The following is a 23096-nucleotide window of genomic DNA, read 5'->3' as shown; positions in this document are numbered from 1 at the left end:
GGTCAGAGGGTGCAAGGTGATCGCAGCCTAGCCCTTCGGCATCCGCAACACCACATCCCGCCCGCGTTTATTGTAGCGCAATTCGCTGTCGCCGATGGCCGAGACCTGCCCGCCGTCCATTCTGTCGCCAACCTGCACCTTTTGATAGCGCCCGTTTGCCAGCCGCACCAGCGCGCGGCGATTGGACGGGCTGCCATAGACGCCGATCAGATTGACCTGACGCATGTTGATCGCGTTCTGATTGGTGGCGCTGCGCGCAACCGAGGCAGAGCTTGGAATGCGCGGGGCGACGGTCGCGGCGGCGGCAGTCTGCTGCGGAGCCTCGCGCACAATCCTCTGGAAACCTTCCGGGCGCGGCTGCGGCTTGAGCGAGGCGGCGACAGCCTGCGGCGTGGCACCCGGTTCGGGCGCGGCGTCCTCCACCGCCTCGGCAAGGGCGGCGGTCACGGCATCGGGTGCCACGGTCGCCGCAGCAGCCTGCGCGATCGCCTCGGGACGAGGCCGGGGGCGCAGACCTGCCAGTTCGATCCGGCTGCGCCCGCCCAGCGCGCCGCGTTCCTGCTGTTCGATCAGGTCGGTGGGCCGGGTCCGGGGGCGGATATCGTTTAGCCGTTCCAGTTCCTCCGCCGCCTCGGCGGTCAGCGCAAGACCCGGCACCGGCACGGCGCGGGTCGGCATGTCAGGCGGGATCAGCGGCGGCGGACCAGCCCGCACCAGCACGTTTTCCGGGGTCAGCGCCCCTTCCGGCGTCGCCACCACCAGCCCGCGCGCGTCAATCGTGAATTCGGTGCCGGGCGGCGCGGGCACGGCGGGTGTCGCGGGTCTTGCATCGGCCTGCAAATCTGGCGCGGCGGGCAGGGCCACGGCGTCGCTCGCGGGCACATCCTCGTCGATGGAGGTGAGGTAGAAATCATCGAGATGCCCGGCCTCGGGCTCGAGCGGCGGCTCTGGCGGGAGCTGCCAGATGCCGGTCACGACATAGCGGGCGCGGGCCTCTTCGGGGGTCGGGGGCCCGGACGGCGCGGCCTCCTGCCCGGGCGTCTCAGGCGCGGGCTCGACGACCGGCTCGGGCGCGGCCATCTGCTGCGGCTGCGGATCGGTTTCCGGCTCAACCTCCGGTTCCAGCACAAGCGCGACCTCGGGCTCGACCAGAGTATCGGGCGAAGACGGGTCGGTCGCAGGCTCCTGGGCCGGGGTCTGGGGCGCGGGTGACGTCTCTGCGGGCGCGGCAAGCTCCGGAATATCCGGGGTGAGGGCGATTTCCACCTCACTCCCGCGGATGAGACGCGCCAGCCCCGACTCGGGAAAGATCGCCGCCCAGGCCGCAACCCCGGCCAGCAGAATCAACAGCACAACCGTCAGAATCAGCCCCAGAAATCGCGGCTTGCCGCGCCCGGCGCGCTGCGTGTCGCGCGCGCCGAAGATGGTCATGCGTTCGGCTTCGTCCTCGGGGGTGCCAAAACCGGGGCCGGTAGGAGCGGCGGCGATGGCGGTGGGGCCCGATGTGGCGCGCGTCCCGGCGGCGACTGGTTCAGGCGCATGGCCGGTGGGCGCCGCCCGATCCGCGCGCCGCGAGAAAAAGCTGATCGCGCCCGAGTGTTCGGCGCGCCCGGGCCGGTCGCTGTCCTCGGGCAGAGGCGCAAGGCTCGCAACCGCAGGACCGGGACCGGGCGTGGCCTCGGTTTCACGCGCCGCGGGCGATGGCGTCTTCGCCGGAACATCCGGGGCACCACGCGCCGCACCGGTCAGTTTCGGCGCGCCGGACCGGTCGGCCCCGCGCTCCGCCCGGATCGAGGCAAAGGCAGGCACGCCGCTCGCGGCGGGCTTGTCGTTCTCGGCCCCCGGCGCACCCTCTGCCTCGGACGTGCCCGCGTCTGACACCTGCGTCTCGGTTGCGTCCTGCGCCTCAGGCGGTTGCGAGGCGTCCGTCTTGTCCGCGTCCAGTGCTTTCGGTTCGGGAAGATGCGCGGCACCGAGGATCTCGATCCGCTCCACATCGCGCTCCACCGGCTCCGTGGCGTGGCTGGTCTCGCCAAAGAACGGCTCGGTGCCGAAACCATCGCTTTCCGGCCGCGCCACAAAACTGACGGGATTGAACCCGTGCTCGGTGGCGAAGGCTTCGGCCTCCTCCAGCGTCTCGCGCGCCACCGCCGCCACGTAGAGCCGCGCGCCCTCGACATTCCAGTCAAAGGCCAGATCGTCCAGCGCATAGGGCGTCGCTCCGTCGAGCGCCTCCGCCGCTGCCGCGTCGTAATCGCCATAGGGCGCGCTGCTCGCGGGCAGGTCGAGATAGCGGATCTGCGCGTCGGGAATGACCAGCTTGGTCGAGAGGCCCGAAGGGTCGAGCGCTGCGGCCTTCTCACGCAGGGCCGCGAGTTCCGCGCTCAGATCTTCACAATCCAGCGCCACCTCGCCCACCAGATGCCAGCCCGACGGGCCTGCGCGGTGCAGCAGGCTGATACCGTCGAAGGACAGGGACAGGGCAAAATTCGGTCTCATGCGCAACGCTGTAACACCGCTCGGGATCATACGGGAGTCTCCCGCTGTTGAAGCGCGATCCTACAGCACCAAATCGCCGAGGCAAAGGGTTGAGCAGGGTGAATACCGGCTGCCCTCCAAACAACCTCGCCGAATTGCCGTGTCATCCTGCGGGCGCTCTCTTAACCCGCCGCCTCGCCGCATCGGCACCGTCGCGATACCGACAGGATACCGACGCGATGCAGACCGCCGAAAAATCGCGGATCACCCTTGTTAATCAGGCGAATCCTGCCCCGATTCGCGCGTCGCGCACGCCCCGGGTCAGGTTTCGTTAACCAACGCGCAGCGCGGCTCAGCCCGCCGCTTTCGCCAGCGCCTGCTCCAGATCGGCGATGATGTCATCGGCATCCTCGATCCCGATGGAAATCCGCACCACATTGGGTGCCGCCCCCGCCGCGACCTGCTGCTCCTCGGTCAGTTGCCGGTGCGTGGTCGAGGCCGAATGGATGATCAGGCTGCGGGTGTCCCCGAGATTGGCCACATGGCTGAAGAGCTCAAGGCTGTCGACCAGCTTGACACAGGCCTCATAGCCGCCCTTGAGCGCCACGGTGAACAGGCCCCCCGCACCCTTGGGGCAGATCCGCGCGACCCGGTCATGCCACGGCGAGGACGGCAGACCGGCATAGGTAACCCCCTCCACAGCTTCATGTTTTTCCAGCCAGCCCGCAACACGCTCGGCATTTTCGCAATGCCGCTGCATCCGCAAGCTGAGCGTCTCGATCCCCATCAGCGTGTAATGCGCCGCCTGCGGGTTGAGCGTCATGCCCAGATCGCGCAGCCCCACGGCGATGCCGTGGAAAGTAAAGGCGAGGGGCCCGAAGGTCTCGTGGAACTTGAGCCCGTGATAGGCCGCTTCCGGCTCGCTGAGCGACGGGAATTTGCCCGAGGCCGACCAGTCGAACTGTCCCGAATCCACCACGCAGCCCCCCGTCACGGTGCCGTTGCCGGTGAGGAACTTGGTCATCGAATGCACCACCAGCGTCGCGCCATGCTCGATCGGGCGGCACAGATAGGGCGTGGCCGAGGTGTTGTCGACGATCAGCGGCAGCCCCGCCTTGTCCGCGATGGCAGAAATCGCATCAAGATCAGTGATATAGCCGCCAGGGTTCGCGATGGATTCACAGAACACCGCCCGGGTATCCTCGTCGATGGCCGCCGCGACGGCGTCGAGATCATCGAAATCGACAAAGCGCGCCGACCAGCCGAACCGCTTGATCGTCTGGCTGAATTGCGTGATCGACCCGCCATAGAGCCGGGTGGAGACCACCACATTCAGCCCCGGCCCCATCAGCGGAAAGAGCGCCATGATCTGCGCCGCATGCCCCGAGGAACAACAGACCGCACCGGCCCCCCCTTCCAGCGTCGCAACGCGTTCCTGCAACGCGGCCACCGTCGGGTTGGTCAGGCGCGAATAGATATAGCCCACCTCCTGCAGGTTGAAGAGCGCCGCCGCGTGCTCGGCATCGCGGAACACATAGGCGGTCGTCTGATAAATCGGCACCTGCCGCGCGCCCGTCGCCGGATCGGGCCGCGCGCCCGCATGAATTTGCAACGTGTCGAAACCATAAGCCATCGAAAGGATCCTCCCTTGGGAAATACTTGCAAACCGGGTTAAGCCATTGAAAGGTGCCCCGCAACAGGCATGAGGAGTTTCGACATGGCGCATCCGTTTCACTTGGCAATCAACGTGACCGATCTCGACGCGGCGCGCCGCTTTTATGGCGGGCTTCTGGGCGCGGTCGAGGGGCGCTCGACCGAGACCTGGGTAGATTTCGATTTCTTCGGACATCAGCTATCGTTGCATCTGGGCACGCCCCTTGCCACCGAGGCCACGGGCAAGGTCGGCGATCACATGGTGCCGATGCCGCATTTCGGCGTGGTGCTGCCCCTGTCCCAGTGGCAGCGCGTGGCCGGGCGGCTGAGCGCGTCGGAGGTCGATTTCGTGATCCCGCCCTCGGTGCGGTTCGAGGACGAGCCGGGCGAGCAATGGACCATGTTCTTTCGCGACCCCTCGGGCAACCCGGTGGAACTCAAGGGTTTTGCCGACATGGAGGCGGTTTTTGCGGGGTGAAGGGCCTGAAGCTGCCGTTGCCGCATTCCGCGCGAAACGCACCGAAGGTGCCGCGTGATCGCCGGGCCAAAACACCCACACCCCCTACCGCATCCAGAAGCCGTTGCGCTTGATCGTGTTGCGGATCGCCTGTTCGCGGCGCGGCAGGTCGTCCTGATCGAAGAGTGCGCGCACCTTCGCCCCGCGCCCCTGGTAGATCATCCGCTTGATGGCGTCGTATTCCTTGAGCGCCTTCTTGATCTTGTGCGGGCTTGCCACTTCTTCCAGCACCGCGATCACCCGGTCGCTCTCGCGGGCATAAAGTAGCGGCAGGGTACGGTAGTGACAGCTCACCTCGCCATCGAGCAGACCCTCGGGCAGCGTGTCGCGCCCGCCGCCAAGCGCGTGGATGACCAGCGGCAAGGCCACCTGATCGAGCCACGGATCGAGCGACTGACACACCAGTTCCGGCGGGGCATCGTCGCGGATCGCAAGCGCATAGTCGAGAAACCGCTGCCCGAAAACATGCGGGCAGCGATAGAAGAAAAAGCCCGCGTTGAAATAGAGATAACGCTTCCAGTATTCATCGGGCTGGCTCAGATCGAGCGAGCTTTGAAAATCCAGCCCGAACTTGTCATAGAGCGCGCGCCAGATGCCCGTATAGCCGGGGCCGTAAAGCTCGGGCTCGGGCCAGGTGCCGCTGCGCCGCAACGACGCGGTGGGGCGGTCGAAATCGAAGGGCACCGCCGCAAGGTCTCCGGTGATCAGCGTGTCGGTGTCGAAGAACACGAAAGGTTCGCCTTCGGGCAGCGCGAAAAGCGCCTCGATCTTGTTGCCATAGGGGTAGGCGTGGCCGAAATGGCGGCTCTCGAAGGGCAGGGTCTCGGCCCCCAGAGCGTCGAGCCGGGCGCGCACCTCGGCGCTTTTCATGCGGGGATCGTTGCGCCAGAGCGGGCTCGGCTGCGGCTCGGCCACGAAGAGACGGCCTTCAAACCCCGGCGACATCGCGCGCAACGAGGCTGCAAAGAGCAGCGCCTCGTATTCCAGCCGCCCGCCCTGCCCGACTATCATGATGTTGAAGGACGCCTTTGCGAGGTCGGCCCGCGCCATGTCACTGCCCCCGCGTCAGCCCGCTCGGGCCATCAGGGCGAGGCTGGTCACATGGCTGCCCAGCTTGGTGGGCCAGGGCAGCGTGCCGCCGGGCAGCACCTCGACCGGCACGCCTTCGGCGCGCAGCCGTTCCACGGCAAGACAGGGTCCCGGGATCACGACCTTGTTGTCCCACAGCCAGCGATGATCCGGATAATAGTCATGCAGCAGGATCACGCCTCCGGGGGCCAGCGCCTGAAGGGCGAGCGGAATCTCGCGATAGACCACCTCCGCCGCGTGGCTGCCATCGAGAAAGATCAGATCGTATCCCGCCGCCCTGCCCGTCTCGGCCTCGAGAAAATCCAGCGAGTTGCGCTTCACGAAATCCACGCGGTCGCCAAAACCCGCCGCCGCGAGCAGGTCGCGCGGCAGATAGGGCAGCAGGCCGCTATCGGCCCAGGGCTGCTCTGAGGGATCGTTAACGTCGATGATATCGACCGTCGTAATCCGGCACTTGGCGGGCATCGCCGCCGCGATATGCAGCGTCGAGAAGCCGACATTGGTGCCGATCTCCAGCACGCGTGCCGGTTGCAGGTGCCGCACGAGGTGAAAGATCGCCCGTCTGTCCCCGGGATTGACGCCGCGATTGCCATCGGTGCGCGCCGCCGGAGGGGCCATCCTGGCATGGTCCTCCAGCCGGGGCGCGATCTCGGCCCATGCCTCGGCGGTCTCAGCATCCTGCCAGATGGCGGTCAGATCGATCTGGGATGTGGGCCGGAGTGCGGAAGGATCACAACTGACCTTCGGCAGGCGGTCGAGCGCCGCCCGTGCCTTGCGGACCTTGATGTCGCGCCGCAGCCCGGCCGGTACGACGGTCTTGACGGTTCTTTTTAGGCGTTTGCCCGCGCTCTTGAGCATGTGATCTGTCCCCCGCTTCGTTGTCGGATGCCGCGCCCGACCATGTTGCTGCCGGACCATGACGGATTTACCGCGCGCGCTCAAGCGGCAAGCGTGGCGGCTTGCCCGGATCGTGCGATCAGATAGGGGAAAGTGGTGGGCGACCCAGGAATCGAACCTGGCGTGCGTCTCCGCGAGGGAGTTACAGTCCCCTGCCACACCTTGCGGCCTGTCGCCCACTTGTCCGGCGCTGCGCACCCGACGTTGCCCGGTGCTGAGCACCAGACGTGGAGGGCTGATTACTAGCGGCCCGCGCAGGCGTCAACCGGAAAATCGCTTGCACATGCGCGCGCGCCGGTGCAGGGTCACGCGCCTGAAAAGAGGGGCGTGAAGCGCATGAAAAAACCCCGTTGGGTGATCGAGAAGGAACAGGGGCGGCGGGCGGCGGCGGCCGAGACGCTGTGGCTCTTCGGCCTGCACGCGGTGCGCGACGCGCTGGAGAATCCTCGCCGTGAAAAGCTGCGGTTGATCGTGACTCGCAATGCCGCCGACAAGCTCTCAGAGGCCATTGCGGCAAGCGGGCTGGAGCCGGAAATGGCCGATCCGCGCAAGTTTCCCGCGCCGCTCGATCCCGGCTCGGTGCACCAGGGTGCGGCGCTGGAAGTGAAGCCGCTCGACTGGGGGCCGCTCTCGGAGGTCTGTCTGGGTGACGGCGCGCAGGCGCCGCGCGTGGTGCTGCTTGACCGGGTGACCGATCCGCATAACGTGGGTGCGATCCTGCGCTCGGCGGAGGTGTTCGGCGCGCGGGCGGTGATCGCGCCGCGCCACCATGCCGCCCCCGAGACCGGGGCGCTGGCCAAGACCGCGAGCGGCGCGCTGGAACGCCAGCCCTATCTGCGGGTGCGCAACCTCGCCGATGCGATCACCGAGTTGCAGGGAATGGGCTATGTCGTGCTCGGCCTGGCCGGTGAGGCCGAGGCGAGCATCGAGAGCGCGCTCGAGGGCCGCCGCGACCGGCCCGTGGCGCTGGTGCTGGGGGCCGAGGGGCCGGGGCTGCGCCCGCGCACGCGCGAAACTGTCGATGCGCTGGTGCGCATCGAATTCGCCAGCGATTTCGGCTCGCTCAACGTGTCGAACGCCGCTGCCGTCGCGCTTTATGCCGCGCGCGGCTGAGCGCGGGCGGCGGCATCCTCGAACACCAGCAGGAAGCGGCCCTTGATCATCCAGGCGAGGCCGAAGGCGATGAGGCCTGTTGCCTCGAACACGAAGGTCAGGCGATAGCTGTCCCAGAACCGGGCAAAACCGCTCTCCTCTCCGATCACCACGAGTTTGAAGGCGAGAATGGCGACCGTGGCGAGAATCACCCGGCCCAAAACGCGGTAACAGCCATTGCGCAGCGCTTTGCGGTTGCCACCCTGAACGGCGGCCTGGGAATTCACCCGCGTGAACACCGACAACACCACATAGGCCAGAATGAGAAACATCGCCGCCGCCGACCCGTAATGAACGAGATCGAGCGGAAACCCCGGCGAGGTGGCGCGATTCAGCAGGCTGGACCAGAAATCGAAGGATAACTGACCCTCGACGCTGCCTCCCGGTAGCGGGAAATCCTGCGCCCCGGTGGCATCGCGCAGCAGCACCCGCGCATTGTGCACGCCATCAAAGCGGCAACCAGATCCGGTCGTCGGTACGAAGGCAACGCCGAGAGCGGCAAATCCCGCCAGACGGAGCAGCACGATGTCATACCAGTGCCAGGCGCGCGTGCCGACGCAGCCCGGCGCGTCGAAAGAGTAGAGACAGATCAGCAAAAGCCCGATGAAACTCAGCGCGCCCACGAGGATATCGCCACCGACCGGGGTGAAATAGAAATGGCTGATCGACCCATGAAAGCAGATGCCCGGCGAGAATGAGAGCGCCAGAAGCGACAGCGGCAGTCCGAAGGCGATCCAGCCCACCGCAAGATGGACGCGGCGCAGGTCGATCATGAAGGGCAGATCCTCTCGCTGGCGTGCGGCGGATGTCGAAATCGGCTCTGGCTGGTCGGTCATCGGGGAAAATCCTTGCGCGGAAATACCACAACCCTAGCATGCCTGGCGCGTCCGGGCGACGGTTTCGCGGAGTCGGCCCTTGGAAATTCCGCGCGATTGACCGATATGAGGCGCATGGGTCACAAGATCGCCACTTGCAATTACTGCGGCACGCGCGCCGCGCTGGTGCTGGACCGGGACCGGCATGAGCTGGCCTGCTCCAGCTGTGGTGCGCCGCTGCATGACATGAAGGCGATCCCCAAGTCCAAGGTGCAGCGCGCCCGCACCGCAGCGCGTCCGATGCCGCTGCCACGGCAGGAGTATCGCGATGACGTGCCGTCCATGCGTCCACAGCGTCCGCGCAAGCGGCGCAAGGGGCTCGGGCGCCGCATGCTCGAGGAAATCTGGGATGTGGTCGAAGATATTTTCGACTGATCAAGGCCGCTGGCCGCCAGATCACCGCCAGTCACAGCTATATTACATACCCTTTATATCCTGAGAATCGGACCTACATGTCTATTAGAGGCGTCGATACGGAACCTCGGCGTCTTCTATCACTGTCCCTCGTTCCGCGACTGGCGCCCAAGCTTCGACTTGGGCGCTTTTTTCTTGGACCGGTTCGTGATTAATGGCGGCCATGAGTGAGAGGTATAGTGATTCCCATCTGCGCGAGATCCTGACCCGCACGCGGCGCGTGGCGGTGGTAGGCGTGTCGATGAACCCGGTGCGCCCGTCCTATTATGTGGCGCGCTACCTGAGCCTCAAGAAATTCGAGGTGGTGCCGGTCAATCCGGGCCATGCCGGGCAGATGCTGTTCGGGCAAAAGGTGGTGGCATCGCTGTCCGACATCGACGGCGGGGTCGACATGGTTGACCTGTTCCGCCGCTCGGAACATGTGCCGCCATTGGTCGACGAGGCGCTGGAGGTGTTTCCCGGGTTGCAGACGATCTGGATGCAGATCGGGGTGGAACACCCTGAGTCTGCCGCTCGCGCGCGGGCGCGCGACGTCGATGTCGTGATGAACCGCTGCCCGAAGATCGAGTATCAGCGGCTCTTCGGCGAGTTGCGAATGGGCGGCTTCAATACCGGGGTCATCTCTTCGAAGCTGTAACCGAATTTTTTTGAGTATTTTTGGAACAGTGAAGCAGCGGAACGTGCTGGCCTCGGGCCGGGCCTATGATAGCTAGGAGCCATGACGCTCAATTCCGCCACACCCAATTTCATCGACAGCCTGCGCGCGGGCCTGTCAGATGCGGCCTTTCGCGAGGCCGCGCCGCGATACTTCGAGGAGCCGCGGGGTCGCTGGCAGGGGAAGGGCCAAGTGGTGGCGCCCGACACGGCGGAGGGCGTGGCGCATCTGGTCCGCGCCTGCGGCGCGGCGCATGTGCCGGTGGTGCCCTATGGCGGCGGCACCGGCCTTGTCGGCGGGCAGATCGCCTCCGAGGGCCCGATGCCGGTGATCCTGAGCCTCGAGCGGATGCGCGCGGTGCGCGGGCTCTGGCCGGAAGAGAACGTGATGATCGTCGAGGCGGGTGCGATCCTGCAGGATATTCACGACGCGGCGCAGGCAGCGAACCGGCTCTTTCCGCTGTCGATTGCCGCCAAGGGCTCGGCGCGTTTGGGCGGCCTTCTGGGGACCAATGCGGGCGGGGTCAATGTGCTGCGCTATGGCAATGCGCGGGATCTGTGCCTGGGGCTGGAGGCGGTGCTGCCCGACGGACGGATCTGGCACGGGCTCCGGCGGCTGCGCAAGGACAATACCGGCTACGATCTGCGCAACCTGCTGGTGGGGTCCGAGGGCACGCTGGGGGTGATCACGGCGGCCGCGCTCAAGCTCTATCCGCGCCCGCATGGCGAGGGCACGGCGCTGATGTCTGTCGCGGGGCCGCGCGCGGCGCTCGACCTGCTGGCACTGGCGCGCGATCATCTGGGCGAGGGCGTGAGCGCCTTCGAGATTATGCACCGGCAGGGGCTGGAATTTCTGGCCGAAACGCTGCCAGACATCCGTCAGCCGTTCGACGAGATGCCCGAGTGGTTCGTGCTGATCGATGTGGGTTTGGCGCGGGGGCTTGATCCGGCGGCGGCCCTTGAGGCGCTTTTCTCTGAGGCGTTCAAGGCGGGGCTGGTGAGCGATGGCATGATCGCGCAATCCGAGGCGCAGCGGCATGCGTTCTGGGAGGTGCGCGAGCAGATCCCCGAGGCAAACCGGCGGATCGGGTCGGTCAGTTCGCATGACATATCATTGCCGATGTCGGAGATCCCCGAGTTCATCGCGCGCGGGGCCGGGGTCATCGGCAAGATCGGCGGTTTCAGGATCAACTGTTTCGGACATCTGGGCGACGGCAACCTGCACTACAACGTCTTTCCCGCGCCCGGGCGCACCCGCGCCGATCACATGGCAGAGTGCGACGCGATCAAACGGGCGGTGCACGATCTGGTGCACGAATTGGGCGGGTCGGTCAGTGCCGAACACGGGATCGGGCGGCTCAAGGTCGAGGATCTGGAGCGCTACAGCGATCCGGTAAAGCTGGCGGCGATGCGAGCGATCAAGGCGACGCTCGACCCCAAGGGCATCATGAACCCCGGCGCGGTCCTGCGTGGCTGAGCGCGCGGCGCGTGCCTAGTGCCACTTGGCCAGAGGCGGCAGGCTCATCAGCACTGCGTTGGCGTCATGCCCGGTGGCCAGCCCGAACTTGGTGCCGCGATCATAGACGAGGTTGTATTCCGCATATAGCCCGCGATGCACGAGCTGGGTGTCCTTGTCGGCTTCGGTGAAATACTGAACCCGCCGCCGTTCGGTCAAGGGCACGAACGCAGGAAGGAACGCCCGCCCTATATCCTGCGTCAGCGCGAAATCGGCCTCCCAGTCGCCGGTATTGCGGTCATCCATGAAGATGCCGCCTACACCTCGCGCCCGGTGGCGGTGCGGGATGTAGAAATACTCGTCCGCCCAGTCCTTGAGCCTTGCATAGAGATCTGCGCCATGCGGCGCGAGATGCGCCTTTTGCTGATCGTGGAAATGCGCGGTGTCCTCGGGATATTCGATGCAGGGGTTGAGATCCGATCCACCCCCGAACCACCACGCGCCGGGTGTCCAGAACATCCGGGTGTTCATGTGTACCGCCGGGCAATGCGGGTTCTGCATATGGGCGACAAGGCTGATGCCGGAGGCCCAGAAGCGCGGGTCGTCTTCCATCCCCGGCACGCCGCGCGCGGCCATCGCCCGTTGCGCGGCCTCGCCCAATGTGCCGTAGACCTCGGAGACGTTGACGCCGACCTTCTCGAACACACGTCCCCCGCGCATCACGCTCATCAGCCCCCCGCCCGCGTCCGAGCCGTCGTCGCTTGCGCGGCTGGTCTCGGATACCTCGAACCGGCCCGGTGCGGCCCCCGCGAACGGACCCTTTTCATGGCTGTCTTCCAGCCCCTCAAAGGCGGCTACGATCTGATCGCGCAAATGCCGGAACCACGCCGCGGCGCGGGCTTTCTTCTCGGTGAAATCGTCACTCATCGGGTCATCCTCGGGCTCTTTGCCCCATTAATGCGCCGGGGCGGCGACGGGATCAAGCAGGGTGCGCCCGCCGTCCATGGTCATGATCTGCCCGGTCATGAAGCTGGAGCCGTCGCAAGCAAGGTACTGCACCGCCTCGGCGAGTTCGGTCGCCGAGGCAATCCGTCCAAGCGGGGTGTGACACTCGATATCGTCGCGGTAGTCGCTGTGCTCGCGCAGCGTGTCCTTCAGCGAGGCGCTCATCACAGAGCCGAACGCCACCGCGTTGACGCGGATGCGATACGGCGCGAGCGCCACGGCAAGGCTGCGCGTCATCTGGTCGAGCGCCGCCGAGGAGATCGAATAGGCCATGAGATCGGGATGGGTGCGGCGCGCGGCGATGGAGGAGAGGTTCACAATGGTGCCCGCGACGCCCTCGGTCTGGCCTTCGGCCTGCTTGATCATGCGCTTCGCGACCTGCTGGCTCATCCGCAGCGAGGTCATCAGGTTCTGCTGCAACAGCATCTCGACCGCGTCATCCTCGGGGTTGAGCGCATCCGAGGGCACCACCTGACGGCAGGCATTGACGAGGATGTCTATCTGGTCAAACGCGTCGATGGTGGCCGAGAGCAGATTGGCCTGCGCCAGTTTCTGCCGCAGATCGCCCGCGAAATAGCGCACGTTGTCGGCCTCGGCCGCTTTCCCCAGTTCGTTCTTGAACTGCTCCTCGTCCTTGTCGGCAAACATGACATTGGCGCCCTTGTCCACGAAATGCCGCCCTATGGCGAGGCCTATCCCGTTGGCGCCGCCGGTCACGATGGCGGTCTTGCCCGCGATGGAGAATGACATGAAAGCCCCTTTCGAGCTGAGGTTTGGCGGAGATTAGGCGATTCTACAGCGTCTGACGAGACGGGTGACGCGCCTGAAGGATCTTGAAGCGAGTGTCGCCTGCGATCTCTTCGACATGTTTGAAGCGTTGCGCCAGCGTTGCCTCATAGGGCAGATGCCGATTGGCCACCAGCCAGAGCATGCCAGATGGCTTGAGCGCGCGCGCCGCCGCGGCGATGAACGCGCGGCCCAGATCGGGATCGGCGCTGCGCCCGGTGTGAAAGGGCGGGTTCATGATGACGCTGTCGGCGCGGCTGTCGGGCTGCCAATGGGTGGCGTCGGCCCAATGGAACGCAGCGCGCGGATCGAGCACGTTGCGCTGCGCACACATGAGAGCGGCGTGATCGGCCTCCACCAGATCGAGCCGGGTTATGCTCTCGCGGCCCAGCACCTGCGCCGCCAGATATCCCCAGCCTGCGCCAAGGTCGATCACATGCGCGCCCAGCTTGTCGGGCAGCGCGCGGGCCAGCCAGTCCGAGCCCGGATCGATCCCGTCGGCGGAAAAGACGCCCGGTGCGGTGACATAGCCGCCCGCGATTTCGCTCTCGGTGCCGCGCCAATCGGCAAATTCGGCGTCTGCTGGCAGAGTGAAGATCTTGCCATGCGCCTTGGAGAGCGGCGCGCCGGTCTCAACCCGCCTGCGGCAGTCCTTGAGGATCGATTCGACCCCGTCGGACTTGTCGCCGTCAATGATCACCGGACCGTCGGTCACATCTGCCGCCTGCGCGATCATCGCGCGCGCCAGCGGCTTGGCGCGGGGCAGACAGACGAGCGCCGCCGCGTAGCGCCCCTCGGGGGCCACCGCGCAATCATAGCCGCGCGCCGCATACGCGTCGAAATCGGGTTTCATCGTGGTGATGACCTGCACCCGTTCGGCGGGCAGCGCCGTGATGTCCGCCGCGGCGCGCAGTGCAAACACGGCGATACGACCCGCCTCGGGCAGAATCACGGTGCCAGATTCGATGGCAAGCGACAGGCGTGAGGGCGTGCTCACGCTATTCCTTTTCCATGGTGCATTGCAGCGGATGCTGATGGCGGCGGGCGAAATCCATCACCTGTGCGACCTTGGTCTCGGCAATCTCGTGGCTGAACACGCCGACAACCGCGACGCCCTTTTTATGCACCGTCAGCATGATCTCGAAGGCCTGCGCGTGCGACATGCCGAAGAACCGCTCCAGCACCGCGACGACGAATTCCATCGGGGTGTAATCATCATTCAGCAGCAGCACCTTGTAAAGCGGCGGGCGCTGCGTCTTGGGCCGCGTCTTGATCGCGACGGAGGCGTCATCATCGCCATCCTCGTCCTTGCCCGGACCGGCCATTTGGGGAAACTGCACTGTCATCGCTTTGCTGTCACACCCTTGTTGCGCAAAAGGTCCATCCGTTCGGCCCCTCTATATAACCTATGCCCCTCCCGAGAAAAGGGGCAGACCGGGATTCGGGAGGTCAAATTTTCCGGCATGGGGCTATCCGGCGTGGTCGCGCCCCTGCCCCGCGATCAGATGGGTGATCTGCGCCGCCGCCTGCGCCACGGCGCGGCCGAATTCGGGCAGGCGGGCGTCGGAGAAGCGCGAGGACGGACCCGAGATCGACACGCCTGCACAGGGCTCTCCCCGGTCGTTGAAGATCGCAGCCCCGATACAGGACATTCCCTCGTAACGCTCGTTGCGGTCAAAGGACCAGCCGCGCGTCGCTGTCTGTTCAAGGTCTTCGAAGAGCGCGCGCGGCGTGACATGGGTGTTCTCTGTAAAGCCCTGAAGCCCGGCCCCTTTCAGAAGCGCAAGGCGACGCTCCTCCGACAGCGTCGCGAGTATGGCCTTGCCCGTGCCCGAGGCATGCATCGGCGTGCGCGAGCCGGGCGGAAAGAAGGCCCGTATCGGGTTGCTGGTCTCGACCTGTCCGATGAACACCACCTCGGCCCCGTCCGGCACCGCGAGATTGGCCGTCTCGCCGGTCTGTTCCATCAGGCGGCGCATCACCGGGCGGCCCGCATCCGACAGGTTGGTGCGCTTGAGATAGGCGACGCCCGTGCGATAGGCCTCGATCCCGATGGTCCAGTCCTGCCGCTCCTCGTCGAAACGGACGAAGTCGCGCTTTTGCAGGGTGGTGAGAATGCGGTGCGTGGTGGCCGTGGGAATGCCGAGCGACAACGACAGGTCGCTGAGATTGACCCCCTCCTGCCGTGCCACGGCGGTGAGAACGCCGAGCGCGCGGTCAAGCGATTGCATCGTGCCGGCGCTGCTCTCGGAGAATTGGGATTTCGGGCGGCCCCGGGGGCGTTTGGTCTGGGTCATGTCGCATGAGTCCCTGTTTGCATCACGGTATATAAAGTAAAAATATTTTTCACAAATCCAATATAGACGATTATGAAAAAATGAATAGTAAATATTTTCAGTGAGTTGAGTATTTTGTTTTAATAATGGAAAAATCTTTCAAGAAAATTGCAAAATGGGTCTGTTTGCGCCATAGTCGAGCATCACCCAAGGAGGATGGTGTCATGTCAGATCAAAACCCGGTTTTCATTCCCGGCCCGACCAATATTCCCGACCGGCTGCGCCGCGCGATGCAGGTGCAGACGCAAGACCACCGCTCGCCCGCCTTCGTCAACACGCTGAAACCGGTGCTGGAGGGCTGCAAGACAGTCTTCGGCACAAAGGACGCCAAGATCATCACATTCCCCGCCTCGGGCACCGGCGGCTGGGAAGCGGCGATCAGCAACACACTCAGCCCCGGCGACACCGTTCTGGTCGCGCGCTATGGCATGTTCAGCCATCGCTGGATCGACATGTGCGAGCGGCATGGGCTGAACGTTCACATCATCGAATGCCCCTGGGGCAGCGGCGCGCCCGCCGACAAGTTCGAAGAGACGCTGCGCGCCGATACCGCACATGAGATCAAGGCGGTGCTGGTCACTCATAACGAAACCGCGACCGGCGTGCGCTCCGACATCGGCGCGGTACGCGGGGCGATGGATGCCGCCGCGCATCCTGCGTTGCTGATGGTCGATTGCGTCAGTTCCCTCGCATCGATGCCGTTCGAGATGGACGCCTGGGGTGTCGATATCGCCGTTGCAGGCTCACAAAAGGGCTTCATGCTGAACACCGGCATGGCGATCCTTGCGGTCAGCGGCAAGGCGCTCGCGGCGATGGAGAGCGCAAAACTGCCGCGCACCTTCTTCGATTTTCGTGATATGCTGGGAGCAAATGCCAAGGGCGGTTATCCCTACACCCCGCCGCTGCAGCTGATCTACGGCATGGCCGAGAGCCTGAACATGCTGTTCGAGGAAGGGCTGGAAAATGTCTATGCCCGCCACACGCGCCTTGCCGAAGGCGTACGGCGCGCGGTCAAGGCGTGGGGTCTGAGCCTTGTCGCGCAATCGCCCGCGCTTTACTCGGACACGGTCAGTGCCATATATGTGCCGGAAGGATTCGACAGCAACATCCTGACCGAGCACGCTTTCGCCACCTATGGCATGAGTTTCGGCGTGGGCCTCGGAGAGATGAACGGTCGCGCCTTCCGGATCGGCCATCTGGGCAGCCTGACGGATGCGATGATGCTGTCCGGCTTGGCCACCATCGAAATGGCGATGGCCGATCTGAACTACCCGGTCAAACTGGGCTCTGGCGTGATCGCGGCGCAGGATTACTACCGCAAGACCGCCAAGCCCGTTCTGACCGAACAAGCCGCATGAAAGGAGAGAGCATGCTGGACCAAGGCAACCCGGGCGATCTGACGATTGAAGACGTGCGCACGGCACATGAGCGGATCAAGCCCTATATCCACCGCACGCCCGTACTCACCTCGTCCTTCCTGAACGAGCTGACCGGCGCAGAGCTGTTCTTCAAATGCGAGAATTTCCAGAAGGCGGGTGCGTTCAAGGTGCGCGGCGCGTCGAACGCGGTCTTTGGCCTGACCGATGAGGTGGCACGGCTGGGTGTGGCGACGCACAGCTCGGGCAACCACGCGCTCAGCCTCAGCTATGCAGCCGGACGGCGCGGCATTCCGTGTCACGTGGTCATGCCCCGCACCGCGCCGCAGGCCAAGAAGGACGCGGTGCGCGGCTATGGCGGCATCATCACCGAATGCGAGCCCTCGACCACCAGCCGCGAGGAGGTGTTTGCCAAGGTACAGGCCGAGACCGGCGCGGAATTCGTGCATCCCTACAATGACCTGCGCGTCATCACCGGGCAGGCTACCTGTTCGTTGGAGATGATGGAGCAGACCGAGGGGCTTGACGCCGTGATCGCCCCCATCGGTGGCGGCGGGATGATCTCAGGCACGTGCCTGACGCTCTCGAACATCGCGCCCGATGTGCAGATCTATGCCGCCGAGCCAGAGCAGGCCGACGATGCCTATCGCAGCTTCAAGGCCGGGCATATCATCGCCGATGACGCGCCAGAGACGGTGGCCGACGGGCTCAAGGTGCCGCTCAAGGACAACACCTGGCATTTCGTCAGCCACAACGTGACCGACATCCTGACCGCCAGCGAAGAGGAAATCATCGTCGCGATGAAGCTGACCTGGGCGCGGATGAAGATCGTGATCGAGGCCAGCTGTGCCGTGCCGCTGGCGACGATCCTGAAAAACCGCGAAGTGTTCGCGGGTCGCCGCGTAGGCGTCATCATCACCGGCGGCAATGTCGATCTCGACAAACTGCCCTGGATCAAATGAGAACAGGCCGGGCCACGCCCGGCCAGAGGAAAAACCGGAGGATACCATGAAAGACGTGATCAATCTCGAAGACTACGAAGTGGGCTTTGACATCCCTGCCCTGCCGGGCATGGACGAAGCCGAGATCCAGACGCCCTGCCTCGTGCTCGATCTCGACGCGCTGGAGCGCAACATCAAGAAGATGGGCGATTGGGCCCGCGAGCACGGCATGCGCCACCGGGTGCATGGCAAGATGCACAAGTCGGTGGATGTGGCGAAGCTGCAGGAAAGCCTTGGTGGCGCCTGCGGTGTCTGCTGTCAGAAAGTGAGCGAGGCCGAGGTCTTTGCCCGTGGCGGAATCAAGGACGTGCTGGTGTCCAATCAGGTGCGCGACCCCGCCAAGATCGACCGTCTGGCGCGGATGCCCAAGCTGGGCGCGCGCACGATCTGCTGTGTCGATGATCTGGCCAATGTGGCGGACCTGTCGGCAGCGGCGCAAAAGCATGGCACCCAGATCGAATGTCTGGTCGAGATCGACTGTGGCGCGGGGCGCTGCGGCGTGACGACGACGCCAGAGGTTGTCGAGATCGCCAAGGCGATTGACGGCGCGCCGGGCCTCAAGTTCGCGGGCATTCAGGCCTATCAGGGCGCGATGCAGCACATGGACAAATACGAGGACCGCAAGGCCAAGATCGATCTGGCCGTGGCGCAGGTGCGCGATGCCGTCGAGGGTCTGAAGGCCGAGGGGCTGGAGTGCGACATCGTCGGCGGCGGCGGTACCGGCAGCTATTATTTCGAGGGCAATTCGGGTGTCTATAACGAGCTTCAGTGCGGCTCTTACGCCTTCATGGATGCCGATTACGGTCGCATTCTGGACAAGGACGGCAACCGGATCGATCAGGGCGAGTGGGAAAACGCGCTGTTCATCCTGACCTCTGTCATGAGCCATGCCAAGGCCGACAAGGCCATCGTCGATGCGGGCCTCAAGGCGCAGTCGGTGGATAGTGGCCTGCCCTTCATCTTTGGCCGCAAGGACGTGGAATACGTCAAATGCTCGGACGAGCACGGCGTGGTCGCGGATCCCGATGGCGTGCTCAAGGTGAACGAGAAACTGCGCCTCGTGCCGGGGCATTGCGACCCCACCTGCAACGTGCATGACTGGTATGTCGGTGTCCGCAACGGCAAGGTCGAAACCGTCTGGCCGGTCTCGGCCCGTGGCCGGGCCTATTGAGGGCGGACATGATGGATCAGAAAGTAGAGGCCCAGGGTATCGTCATCGTCGGTGAGGCGATCTGCCAAGAGGTGATCAGCCGCGCCGACGCGTTTTCGGCCGTCGAGGCCGTTTTCGGCGCGATGGCAAAGGGCGATGCCTATAATTTCCCCGTGGTACGCGAGGCCATCGGCCATGCCGATGCGCTCTATGGCTTCAAGGGCGGGTTTGACAAATCCGGCCTGACCCTCGGGCTCAAGGCGGGCGGCTATTGGCCGGGCAACATGGACAAGGGGCTGACCAATCACCAATCCACGGTTTGCCTGTTCGATCCCGATACCGGGCAGTTGTCGGCGCTGGTGGGGGGCAATTACCTCACCGCGCTGCGCACGGCGGCCTCGTCCTCTGTCTCGATCGCGCATCTGGCGCGCAAGGATGCCAAGGTGCTGGGCATGGTCGGTGCGGGCCATCAATCCGCCTTCCAACTGCGCGCCGCCGCCGAGCAGCGCGATTTCGAGAAGGTCGTGGCCTGGAACCCGCATCCCGACATGCTGCCGCGTCTGCAAGCGGTGGCCGAGGAGTTGGGGCTGGAGTTCGAAGGCGTGAGCCAGGAGGAATTGGGCGCGCAGGCGGATGTGATCATCACGATCACCTCGGCCTTCGAGCCGTTGCTGATGGCCGATTGGATCAAGCCCGGCACGCATATCGCCTGCATGGGCACCGACACCAAGGGCAAGCAGGAGGTCGATCCAGCACTGTTCCAGCGGGCCACCGTCTTTGCCGATGAGATCGCGCAGTCGATCAGCATCGGCGAGGCGCAGCATGCGGTCGCGCAGGGACTGATCGCCGAGGGCGACATCACCCCCGTCGGCGCGGTGATCAACGGCACCCATGCCGGGCGCAGCAGCGCCGAAGAGATCACGCTTTTCGATGGCACCGGCGTGGGTTTGCAGGATCTCGCCGTCGCTTCGGTCGCGGCAAGGATCGCGCGGGAACGGGGGCTGGTGAGACCTGTCAGCCTCTGAGCCGGGGCCGTGTGAAACTTCGATGATTTTTTGGGCAGGCAGCCGCGCATGTGGTTGCCTGTTCTCGTTTTCCGTGTAGCCTGTCGTGGTCTGCCGTCGCCCTGGGATGGGCGATGTGTCATTACTTCAGGGAGAGATCACCATGCGCAGCCTTGCACTTGGCGCGACACTCGTCGCCACCACGACGCTCACACCGCTGGCCGCACTGGCCGAAACCGAAATCCAGTTCTGGCACGCCTTTACCGGGCGCTTGGGCGAATTGGTGGCCGAGCAGGTCGAAACGTTCAACGAAAGCCAGTCCGACTATACCGTTACTGCCACCCACAAGGGCAATTATTCCGAGACGCTCAATGCCGGGATTGCCGCGTTTCGCGCGGGCGAGCAGCCGCATATCCTGATGGTGTTCGAAGTGGGCACCGCGACCATGATGGGTGCCAAGGGCGCGTTCAGGCCGGTCCACGAGGTGATGGCAGGGGACGAGTTCGATCCCGACGCCTATATCGGCGCGGTGAAGGGGTATTACACCACCACCGACGGACAGATGCTGTCGCTGCCGTTCAACTCCTCCACCCCGGTGCTGTGGGTCAACCGCGACGCGCTGGAAGGTGCGGGCATCGACCCCGATACCGATCTGAGCACCTGGCAGAATGTCGATGCGGTTCTGGATCAACTGGCCGAGGCAGGCCACGACTGCCCGCTCACGACCGCCTGGCAAAGCTGGATTCACCTCGAGAACCTCTCGGCCTATCACGACGTACCATTTGCCACGAAAGACAACGGCTTTGCCGGGCTCGATACCGAACTGGCCTTCAACGGGCCAGTGCAGGTGAAGCATATCGCGCAGATGGGCGAATGGGCCGATGAGGGCAAGTTCATCTATGCCGGGCGCCGCAACGAGGGCGGGGCCAATTTCCGCGCCGGGGAATGCGCGCTCTTCACCGAAAGCTCGGCCGGTTACGCGGGCATCAAGGCCGAGGCGCAGTTCGATTTCGACGTGCGCCCGCTGCCCTATTGGGATGGCGTCGAGGGTGCGCCGCAGAACACCATCATCGGCGGCGCGTCGCTCTGGGTGATGGAGGGGCATGAGCCTGCCGAATACGAGGCGGCTGGAGCTTTCCTCAATTTCCTGTCGTCGCCCGAGATTCAGGCCAAATGGCATCAGGAAACCGGCTATCTGCCGATCACCAAAGCGGCCGGCGAATTGACCCGTGAGCAGGGCTTCTATGAGGAGAACCCCGGGACCGAGGTGGCTGTAGAACAGATGACCGCCAACGCGCCCACTGCCAATTCCAAGGGCCTTCGGCTCGGCTCTTTCGACCAGATCCGCAGCATCATCGACGAAGAGCTTGAGGCGGTCTGGTCCGGGGACAAGGACGCGCAGGCGGCGCTCGACTCGGCGGTAGAGCGCGGCAATCAACTGCTGCGCCGCTTCGAGCGTGCCAGCAATTAAAGGCAGAAAAGGGGGCGGGTGACCGCTCCCTCAGCCCGCATGGAAAAGCGCGTTACCTTCAAGGGCTGGCTTCTGCCGCTCTGCCTGATCGCGCCGCAGGTGTTCATCTCTGCGGTGTTCTTCTTCTATCCCGCCGGTCAGGCGGTGTGGCAGTCGCTGTTCATCCCCGACCCGTTCGGCCTGTCGTCGCAATTCGTCGGGCTGGAAAATTTCGAATATCTGCTGAGCGATCCCTATTACCGCTCCTCTTTCATCACCACCGCGATCTTTTCCACGCTCGTCACGCTCGCCGCGATGATCCCGGCGCTGTTTCTCGCGGTGATGGCCGACCGGCTGGTGAAATCGGCGGGCGTCTACCGGACGCTGCTCATTTGGCCCTATGCGGTGGCCCCGGCGGTGGCAGGTGTGCTGTGGCTCTTCATGTTCAACACGCGGGTGGGCGTGGTGGCGTGGTATCTGGGGCAGTTGGGCTATGACTGGAACCATGTCCTCAATGAGGGAGAGGCGATGGGATTGGTCGTCGTCGCCTCCGCCTGGGGGCGGATCAGCTACAACTTCCTGTTTTTCTTCGCGGCATTGCAGGCCGTCCCCCGCTCGATCATCGAGGCCGCCGCCATCGACGGTGCGCGGTTCTGGCGGCGCTTCTTTACCATCGTGCTTCCCCTCCTGTCGCCCACCACCTTCTTCCTGCTGGTCGTGAACATCGTCTATGCCTTCTTCGAGACCTTCGGCGTCATCCACACCATCACCTCCGGCGGGCCGCAACAGGCCACGACGATCCTTGTCTACAAGGTGTTCTCCGACGGGTTCGTGGGGCAGGATCTGGGATCATCAGCGGCGCAATCGGTGATCCTGCTGATCGTCGTGGGACTGCTGACGGTGCTGCAATTCAAGTATATCGAAAAGCGGGTGCATTACTGATGGCAACCGAGATCACAGGCATGGTCGAAAAGCGCGGGTTCGGCCTGTGGCTAACCCATCTGGCGATGATCGCAGGCGTTCTGGTGATCTTCTTCCCGATCTGGCTGGCCTTCGTCGCCTCGACCGTTTCACAGCCCGAAATCGTGCAGCCGCCGATGCCGGTCTGGCCCGGCGACAGGTTCATCGAGAACTACACCGCCGCCCTCGTCTCGGGCGTCAACGTGCCGGTGGCGGTGATGCTGGGGAACTCATTGATCATGGCGGTGGGGATCGCGGTGGGCAAGATCATCATCTCGCTCCTGTCGGCCTTTGCCATCGTCTATTTCCGCTTTCCGGCGCGCAACATCTTCTTCTGGCTGATCTTTCTGACGTTGATGCTGCCCGTGGAGGTGCGGATCGTGCCCACCTATGAGGTGATCGCGGGGTTTGGCATGCTCAACAGCTATTCGGGGCTGATCTTTCCGCTGATCGCCTCGGCCACCGCGACCTTCCTTTTCCGGCAATTCTTTCTCACCGTGCCGGACGAATTGGCCGAGGCGGCTCGGGTGGACGGCGCGCGCCCGATGCGTTTTTTCTGGGATATCCTCCTGCCGATGAGCCGCACCAATATTGCGGCGCTCTTCGTGATCCTGTTCATCTATGGCTGGAATCAATACCTCTGGCCGCTGCTGATCACCACGGACCCCTCGATGAACACCATCGTGATGGGCATCAAGCAGATGTTCCCGTCGGGCGATGACGTGGCGGACTGGCCAGTGATCATGGCCACCTCGATCCTTGCGATGATCCCGCCGGTGGTGGTGGTCATCTCGATGCAGAAACTCTTTATCCGCGGCCTCGTGGACAGCGAGAAATAGGCGA

At 64.5% G+C, this 23096-nt stretch carries 22 protein-coding genes and 1 tRNA gene; 12 read left to right on the top strand and 11 right to left on the bottom strand.

The genetic code is table 11. The annotated features are described in order from the left end of the window. Nucleotides 1–27: 27 nt before the first annotated feature. Nucleotides 28–2499, bottom strand: coding sequence for a hypothetical protein (locus ACSSV4_RS14770; RefSeq protein WP_454275896.1), 2472 nt, complete (start codon nucleotides 2497–2499; stop codon nucleotides 28–30). 331 nt (nucleotides 2500–2830) lie between these two features. Beyond that, a complete protein-coding gene (locus tag ACSSV4_RS14765; RefSeq protein WP_454275895.1) occupies nucleotides 2831–4111 on the bottom strand; it encodes an O-acetylhomoserine aminocarboxypropyltransferase/cysteine synthase family protein in 1281 nt (426 codons plus the stop codon). Between the two features lie 84 nt (nucleotides 4112–4195). Here ACSSV4_RS14765 and ACSSV4_RS14760 point away from each other — a divergent pair, with 84 nt between their 5' ends. Beyond that, a complete protein-coding gene (locus ACSSV4_RS14760; protein WP_454275966.1) occupies nucleotides 4196–4609 on the top strand; it encodes a VOC family protein in 414 nt (137 codons plus the stop codon). Between the two features lie 84 nt (nucleotides 4610–4693). On the opposite strand, the gene ACSSV4_RS14755 is transcribed toward ACSSV4_RS14760, so the two are convergent. The 3 genes from ACSSV4_RS14755 to ACSSV4_RS14745 all read right to left on the bottom strand — a co-directional run bounded on the left by ACSSV4_RS14755 (nucleotide 4694) and on the right by ACSSV4_RS14745 (nucleotide 6812). After that, nucleotides 4694–5698: a hypothetical protein gene (locus ACSSV4_RS14755; RefSeq protein ID WP_454275894.1), complete on the bottom strand. Its 1005-nt coding sequence runs from the start codon at nucleotides 5696–5698 to the stop codon at nucleotides 4694–4696. Between the two features lie 15 nt (nucleotides 5699–5713). Next, nucleotides 5714–6595 (bottom strand): O-methyltransferase, encoded by an 882-nt coding sequence (locus tag ACSSV4_RS14750; RefSeq protein WP_454275893.1) that lies wholly within the window; start codon nucleotides 6593–6595, stop codon nucleotides 5714–5716. A gap of 133 nt (nucleotides 6596–6728) precedes the next feature. Next, nucleotides 6729–6812, bottom strand: a tRNA-Tyr gene (locus tag ACSSV4_RS14745). 158 nt (nucleotides 6813–6970) lie between these two features. Between ACSSV4_RS14745 and rlmB the strand changes: the two genes are divergently transcribed. Next, nucleotides 6971–7747: a 23S rRNA (guanosine(2251)-2'-O)-methyltransferase RlmB gene (gene rlmB / locus ACSSV4_RS14740; RefSeq protein ID WP_454275892.1), complete on the top strand. Its 777-nt coding sequence runs from the start codon at nucleotides 6971–6973 to the stop codon at nucleotides 7745–7747. On the opposite strand, the gene ACSSV4_RS14735 is transcribed toward rlmB, so the two are convergent. Continuing rightward, nucleotides 7729–8622 carry a hypothetical protein gene (locus tag ACSSV4_RS14735; protein ID WP_454275891.1) on the bottom strand — a complete coding sequence of 298 codons (894 nt, stop codon included), beginning with the start codon at nucleotides 8620–8622 and terminating at the stop codon, nucleotides 7729–7731. The two genes, rlmB and ACSSV4_RS14735, sit on opposite strands and share 19 nt — an antisense overlap. Before the next feature lie 114 nt (nucleotides 8623–8736). Here ACSSV4_RS14735 and ACSSV4_RS14730 point away from each other — a divergent pair, with 114 nt between their 5' ends. The 3 genes from ACSSV4_RS14730 (at nucleotide 8737) to ACSSV4_RS14720 (ending at nucleotide 11206) form a co-directional block, all read left to right on the top strand. Then, nucleotides 8737–9036 (top strand): hypothetical protein, encoded by a 300-nt coding sequence (locus ACSSV4_RS14730; protein WP_454275890.1) that lies wholly within the window; start codon nucleotides 8737–8739, stop codon nucleotides 9034–9036. 202 nt (nucleotides 9037–9238) lie between these two features. Continuing rightward, nucleotides 9239–9712 (top strand): CoA-binding protein, encoded by a 474-nt coding sequence (locus tag ACSSV4_RS14725; protein WP_454275889.1) that lies wholly within the window; start codon nucleotides 9239–9241, stop codon nucleotides 9710–9712. Between the two features lie 81 nt (nucleotides 9713–9793). After that, complete coding sequence (locus ACSSV4_RS14720) at nucleotides 9794–11206, top strand: FAD-binding oxidoreductase (protein WP_454275888.1); 1413 nt, start codon at nucleotides 9794–9796, stop codon at nucleotides 11204–11206. Nucleotides 11207–11221: 15 nt separating this feature from the next. On the opposite strand, the gene hemF is transcribed toward ACSSV4_RS14720, so the two are convergent. From hemF to ACSSV4_RS14695, 5 genes are all read right to left on the bottom strand, one after another. Further along, nucleotides 11222–12112 (bottom strand): oxygen-dependent coproporphyrinogen oxidase, encoded by an 891-nt coding sequence (gene hemF / locus ACSSV4_RS14715; RefSeq protein ID WP_454275887.1) that lies wholly within the window; start codon nucleotides 12110–12112, stop codon nucleotides 11222–11224. 27 nt (nucleotides 12113–12139) lie between these two features. After that, nucleotides 12140–12940, bottom strand: coding sequence for an SDR family NAD(P)-dependent oxidoreductase (locus ACSSV4_RS14710; RefSeq protein ID WP_454275886.1), 801 nt, complete (start codon nucleotides 12938–12940; stop codon nucleotides 12140–12142). Nucleotides 12941–12983: 43 nt separating this feature from the next. Continuing rightward, nucleotides 12984–13973: a methyltransferase gene (locus tag ACSSV4_RS14705; protein WP_454275885.1), complete on the bottom strand. Its 990-nt coding sequence runs from the start codon at nucleotides 13971–13973 to the stop codon at nucleotides 12984–12986. A 1-nt stretch (nucleotide 13974) separates the two neighbouring features. Beyond that, entirely contained in the window at nucleotides 13975–14301 is a 327-nt protein-coding gene (gene clpS, locus ACSSV4_RS14700) for an ATP-dependent Clp protease adapter ClpS (protein ID WP_454275965.1), read from the bottom strand. Nucleotides 14302–14445: 144 nt separating this feature from the next. Then, complete coding sequence (locus tag ACSSV4_RS14695) at nucleotides 14446–15273, bottom strand: IclR family transcriptional regulator (protein ID WP_454275884.1); 828 nt, start codon at nucleotides 15271–15273, stop codon at nucleotides 14446–14448. A gap of 203 nt (nucleotides 15274–15476) precedes the next feature. On the opposite strand from ACSSV4_RS14695, the gene bhcA reads away from it, so the two are divergent. From bhcA to ugpE, 7 genes are all read left to right on the top strand, one after another. Further along, complete coding sequence (bhcA, locus tag ACSSV4_RS14690; RefSeq protein WP_454275883.1) at nucleotides 15477–16670, top strand: L-aspartate--glyoxylate aminotransferase BhcA; 1194 nt, start codon at nucleotides 15477–15479, stop codon at nucleotides 16668–16670. Between the two features lie 11 nt (nucleotides 16671–16681). Then, complete coding sequence (gene bhcB / locus ACSSV4_RS14685) at nucleotides 16682–17650, top strand: beta-hydroxyaspartate dehydratase BhcB (RefSeq protein WP_454275882.1); 969 nt, start codon at nucleotides 16682–16684, stop codon at nucleotides 17648–17650. Between the two features lie 46 nt (nucleotides 17651–17696). Continuing rightward, a complete protein-coding gene (gene bhcC, locus ACSSV4_RS14680) occupies nucleotides 17697–18860 on the top strand; it encodes a 3-hydroxy-D-aspartate aldolase BhcC (RefSeq protein ID WP_454275881.1) in 1164 nt (387 codons plus the stop codon). Between the two features lie 11 nt (nucleotides 18861–18871). Continuing rightward, nucleotides 18872–19864, top strand: coding sequence for an iminosuccinate reductase BhcD (bhcD, locus tag ACSSV4_RS14675; protein ID WP_454275964.1), 993 nt, complete (start codon nucleotides 18872–18874; stop codon nucleotides 19862–19864). 142 nt (nucleotides 19865–20006) lie between these two features. Next, nucleotides 20007–21314, top strand: a complete 1308-nt coding sequence (gene ugpB / locus ACSSV4_RS14670; protein ID WP_454275880.1) for a sn-glycerol-3-phosphate ABC transporter substrate-binding protein UgpB — start codon at nucleotides 20007–20009, stop codon at nucleotides 21312–21314. Between the two features lie 39 nt (nucleotides 21315–21353). Then, nucleotides 21354–22235, top strand: a complete 882-nt coding sequence (ugpA, locus tag ACSSV4_RS14665; RefSeq protein ID WP_454275879.1) for a sn-glycerol-3-phosphate ABC transporter permease UgpA — start codon at nucleotides 21354–21356, stop codon at nucleotides 22233–22235. A 20-nt stretch (nucleotides 22236–22255) separates the two neighbouring features. Beyond that, entirely contained in the window at nucleotides 22256–23092 is an 837-nt protein-coding gene (gene ugpE / locus ACSSV4_RS14660) for a sn-glycerol-3-phosphate ABC transporter permease UgpE (RefSeq protein WP_454275963.1), read from the top strand. The last annotated feature ends 4 nt before the right edge of the window (nucleotides 23093–23096 follow it).

The organism is Roseovarius sp. MBR-154 (assembly GCF_053628595.1).
Note: the sequence above shows the minus strand (reverse complement) of the source record. Positions and strands in the feature narration are given on the sequence as shown.

Bases quoted from the DNA above. Each gene is read 5' to 3' on its own strand.
- ACSSV4_RS14770 (WP_454275896.1), bottom strand. From the start codon at position 2,499: ATGAGACCGAATTTTGCCCTGTCCCTGTCCTTCGACGGTATCAGCCTG.
- ACSSV4_RS14765 (WP_454275895.1), bottom strand. From the start codon at position 4,111: ATGGCTTATGGTTTCGACACGTTGCAAATTCATGCGGGCGCGCGGCCC.
- ACSSV4_RS14760 (WP_454275966.1), top strand. From the start codon at position 4,196: ATGGCGCATCCGTTTCACTTGGCAATCAACGTGACCGATCTCGACGCG.
- ACSSV4_RS14755 (WP_454275894.1), bottom strand. From the start codon at position 5,698: ATGGCGCGGGCCGACCTCGCAAAGGCGTCCTTCAACATCATGATAGTC.
- ACSSV4_RS14750 (WP_454275893.1), bottom strand. From the start codon at position 6,595: ATGCTCAAGAGCGCGGGCAAACGCCTAAAAAGAACCGTCAAGACCGTC.
- rlmB (WP_454275892.1), top strand. From the start codon at position 6,971: ATGAAAAAACCCCGTTGGGTGATCGAGAAGGAACAGGGGCGGCGGGCG.
- ACSSV4_RS14735 (WP_454275891.1), bottom strand. From the start codon at position 8,622: ATGACCGACCAGCCAGAGCCGATTTCGACATCCGCCGCACGCCAGCGA.
- ACSSV4_RS14730 (WP_454275890.1), top strand. From the start codon at position 8,737: ATGGGTCACAAGATCGCCACTTGCAATTACTGCGGCACGCGCGCCGCG.
- ACSSV4_RS14725 (WP_454275889.1), top strand. From the start codon at position 9,239: ATGAGTGAGAGGTATAGTGATTCCCATCTGCGCGAGATCCTGACCCGC.
- ACSSV4_RS14720 (WP_454275888.1), top strand. From the start codon at position 9,794: ATGACGCTCAATTCCGCCACACCCAATTTCATCGACAGCCTGCGCGCG.
- hemF (WP_454275887.1), bottom strand. From the start codon at position 12,112: ATGAGTGACGATTTCACCGAGAAGAAAGCCCGCGCCGCGGCGTGGTTC.
- ACSSV4_RS14710 (WP_454275886.1), bottom strand. From the start codon at position 12,940: ATGTCATTCTCCATCGCGGGCAAGACCGCCATCGTGACCGGCGGCGCC.
- clpS (WP_454275965.1), bottom strand. From the start codon at position 14,301: ATGGCCGGTCCGGGCAAGGACGAGGATGGCGATGATGACGCCTCCGTC.
- ACSSV4_RS14695 (WP_454275884.1), bottom strand. From the start codon at position 15,273: ATGACCCAGACCAAACGCCCCCGGGGCCGCCCGAAATCCCAATTCTCC.
- bhcA (WP_454275883.1), top strand. From the start codon at position 15,477: ATGTCAGATCAAAACCCGGTTTTCATTCCCGGCCCGACCAATATTCCC.
- bhcB (WP_454275882.1), top strand. From the start codon at position 16,682: ATGCTGGACCAAGGCAACCCGGGCGATCTGACGATTGAAGACGTGCGC.
- bhcC (WP_454275881.1), top strand. From the start codon at position 17,697: ATGAAAGACGTGATCAATCTCGAAGACTACGAAGTGGGCTTTGACATC.
- bhcD (WP_454275964.1), top strand. From the start codon at position 18,872: ATGGATCAGAAAGTAGAGGCCCAGGGTATCGTCATCGTCGGTGAGGCG.
- ugpB (WP_454275880.1), top strand. From the start codon at position 20,007: ATGCGCAGCCTTGCACTTGGCGCGACACTCGTCGCCACCACGACGCTC.
- ugpA (WP_454275879.1), top strand. From the start codon at position 21,354: ATGGAAAAGCGCGTTACCTTCAAGGGCTGGCTTCTGCCGCTCTGCCTG.
- ugpE (WP_454275963.1), top strand. From the start codon at position 22,256: ATGGTCGAAAAGCGCGGGTTCGGCCTGTGGCTAACCCATCTGGCGATG.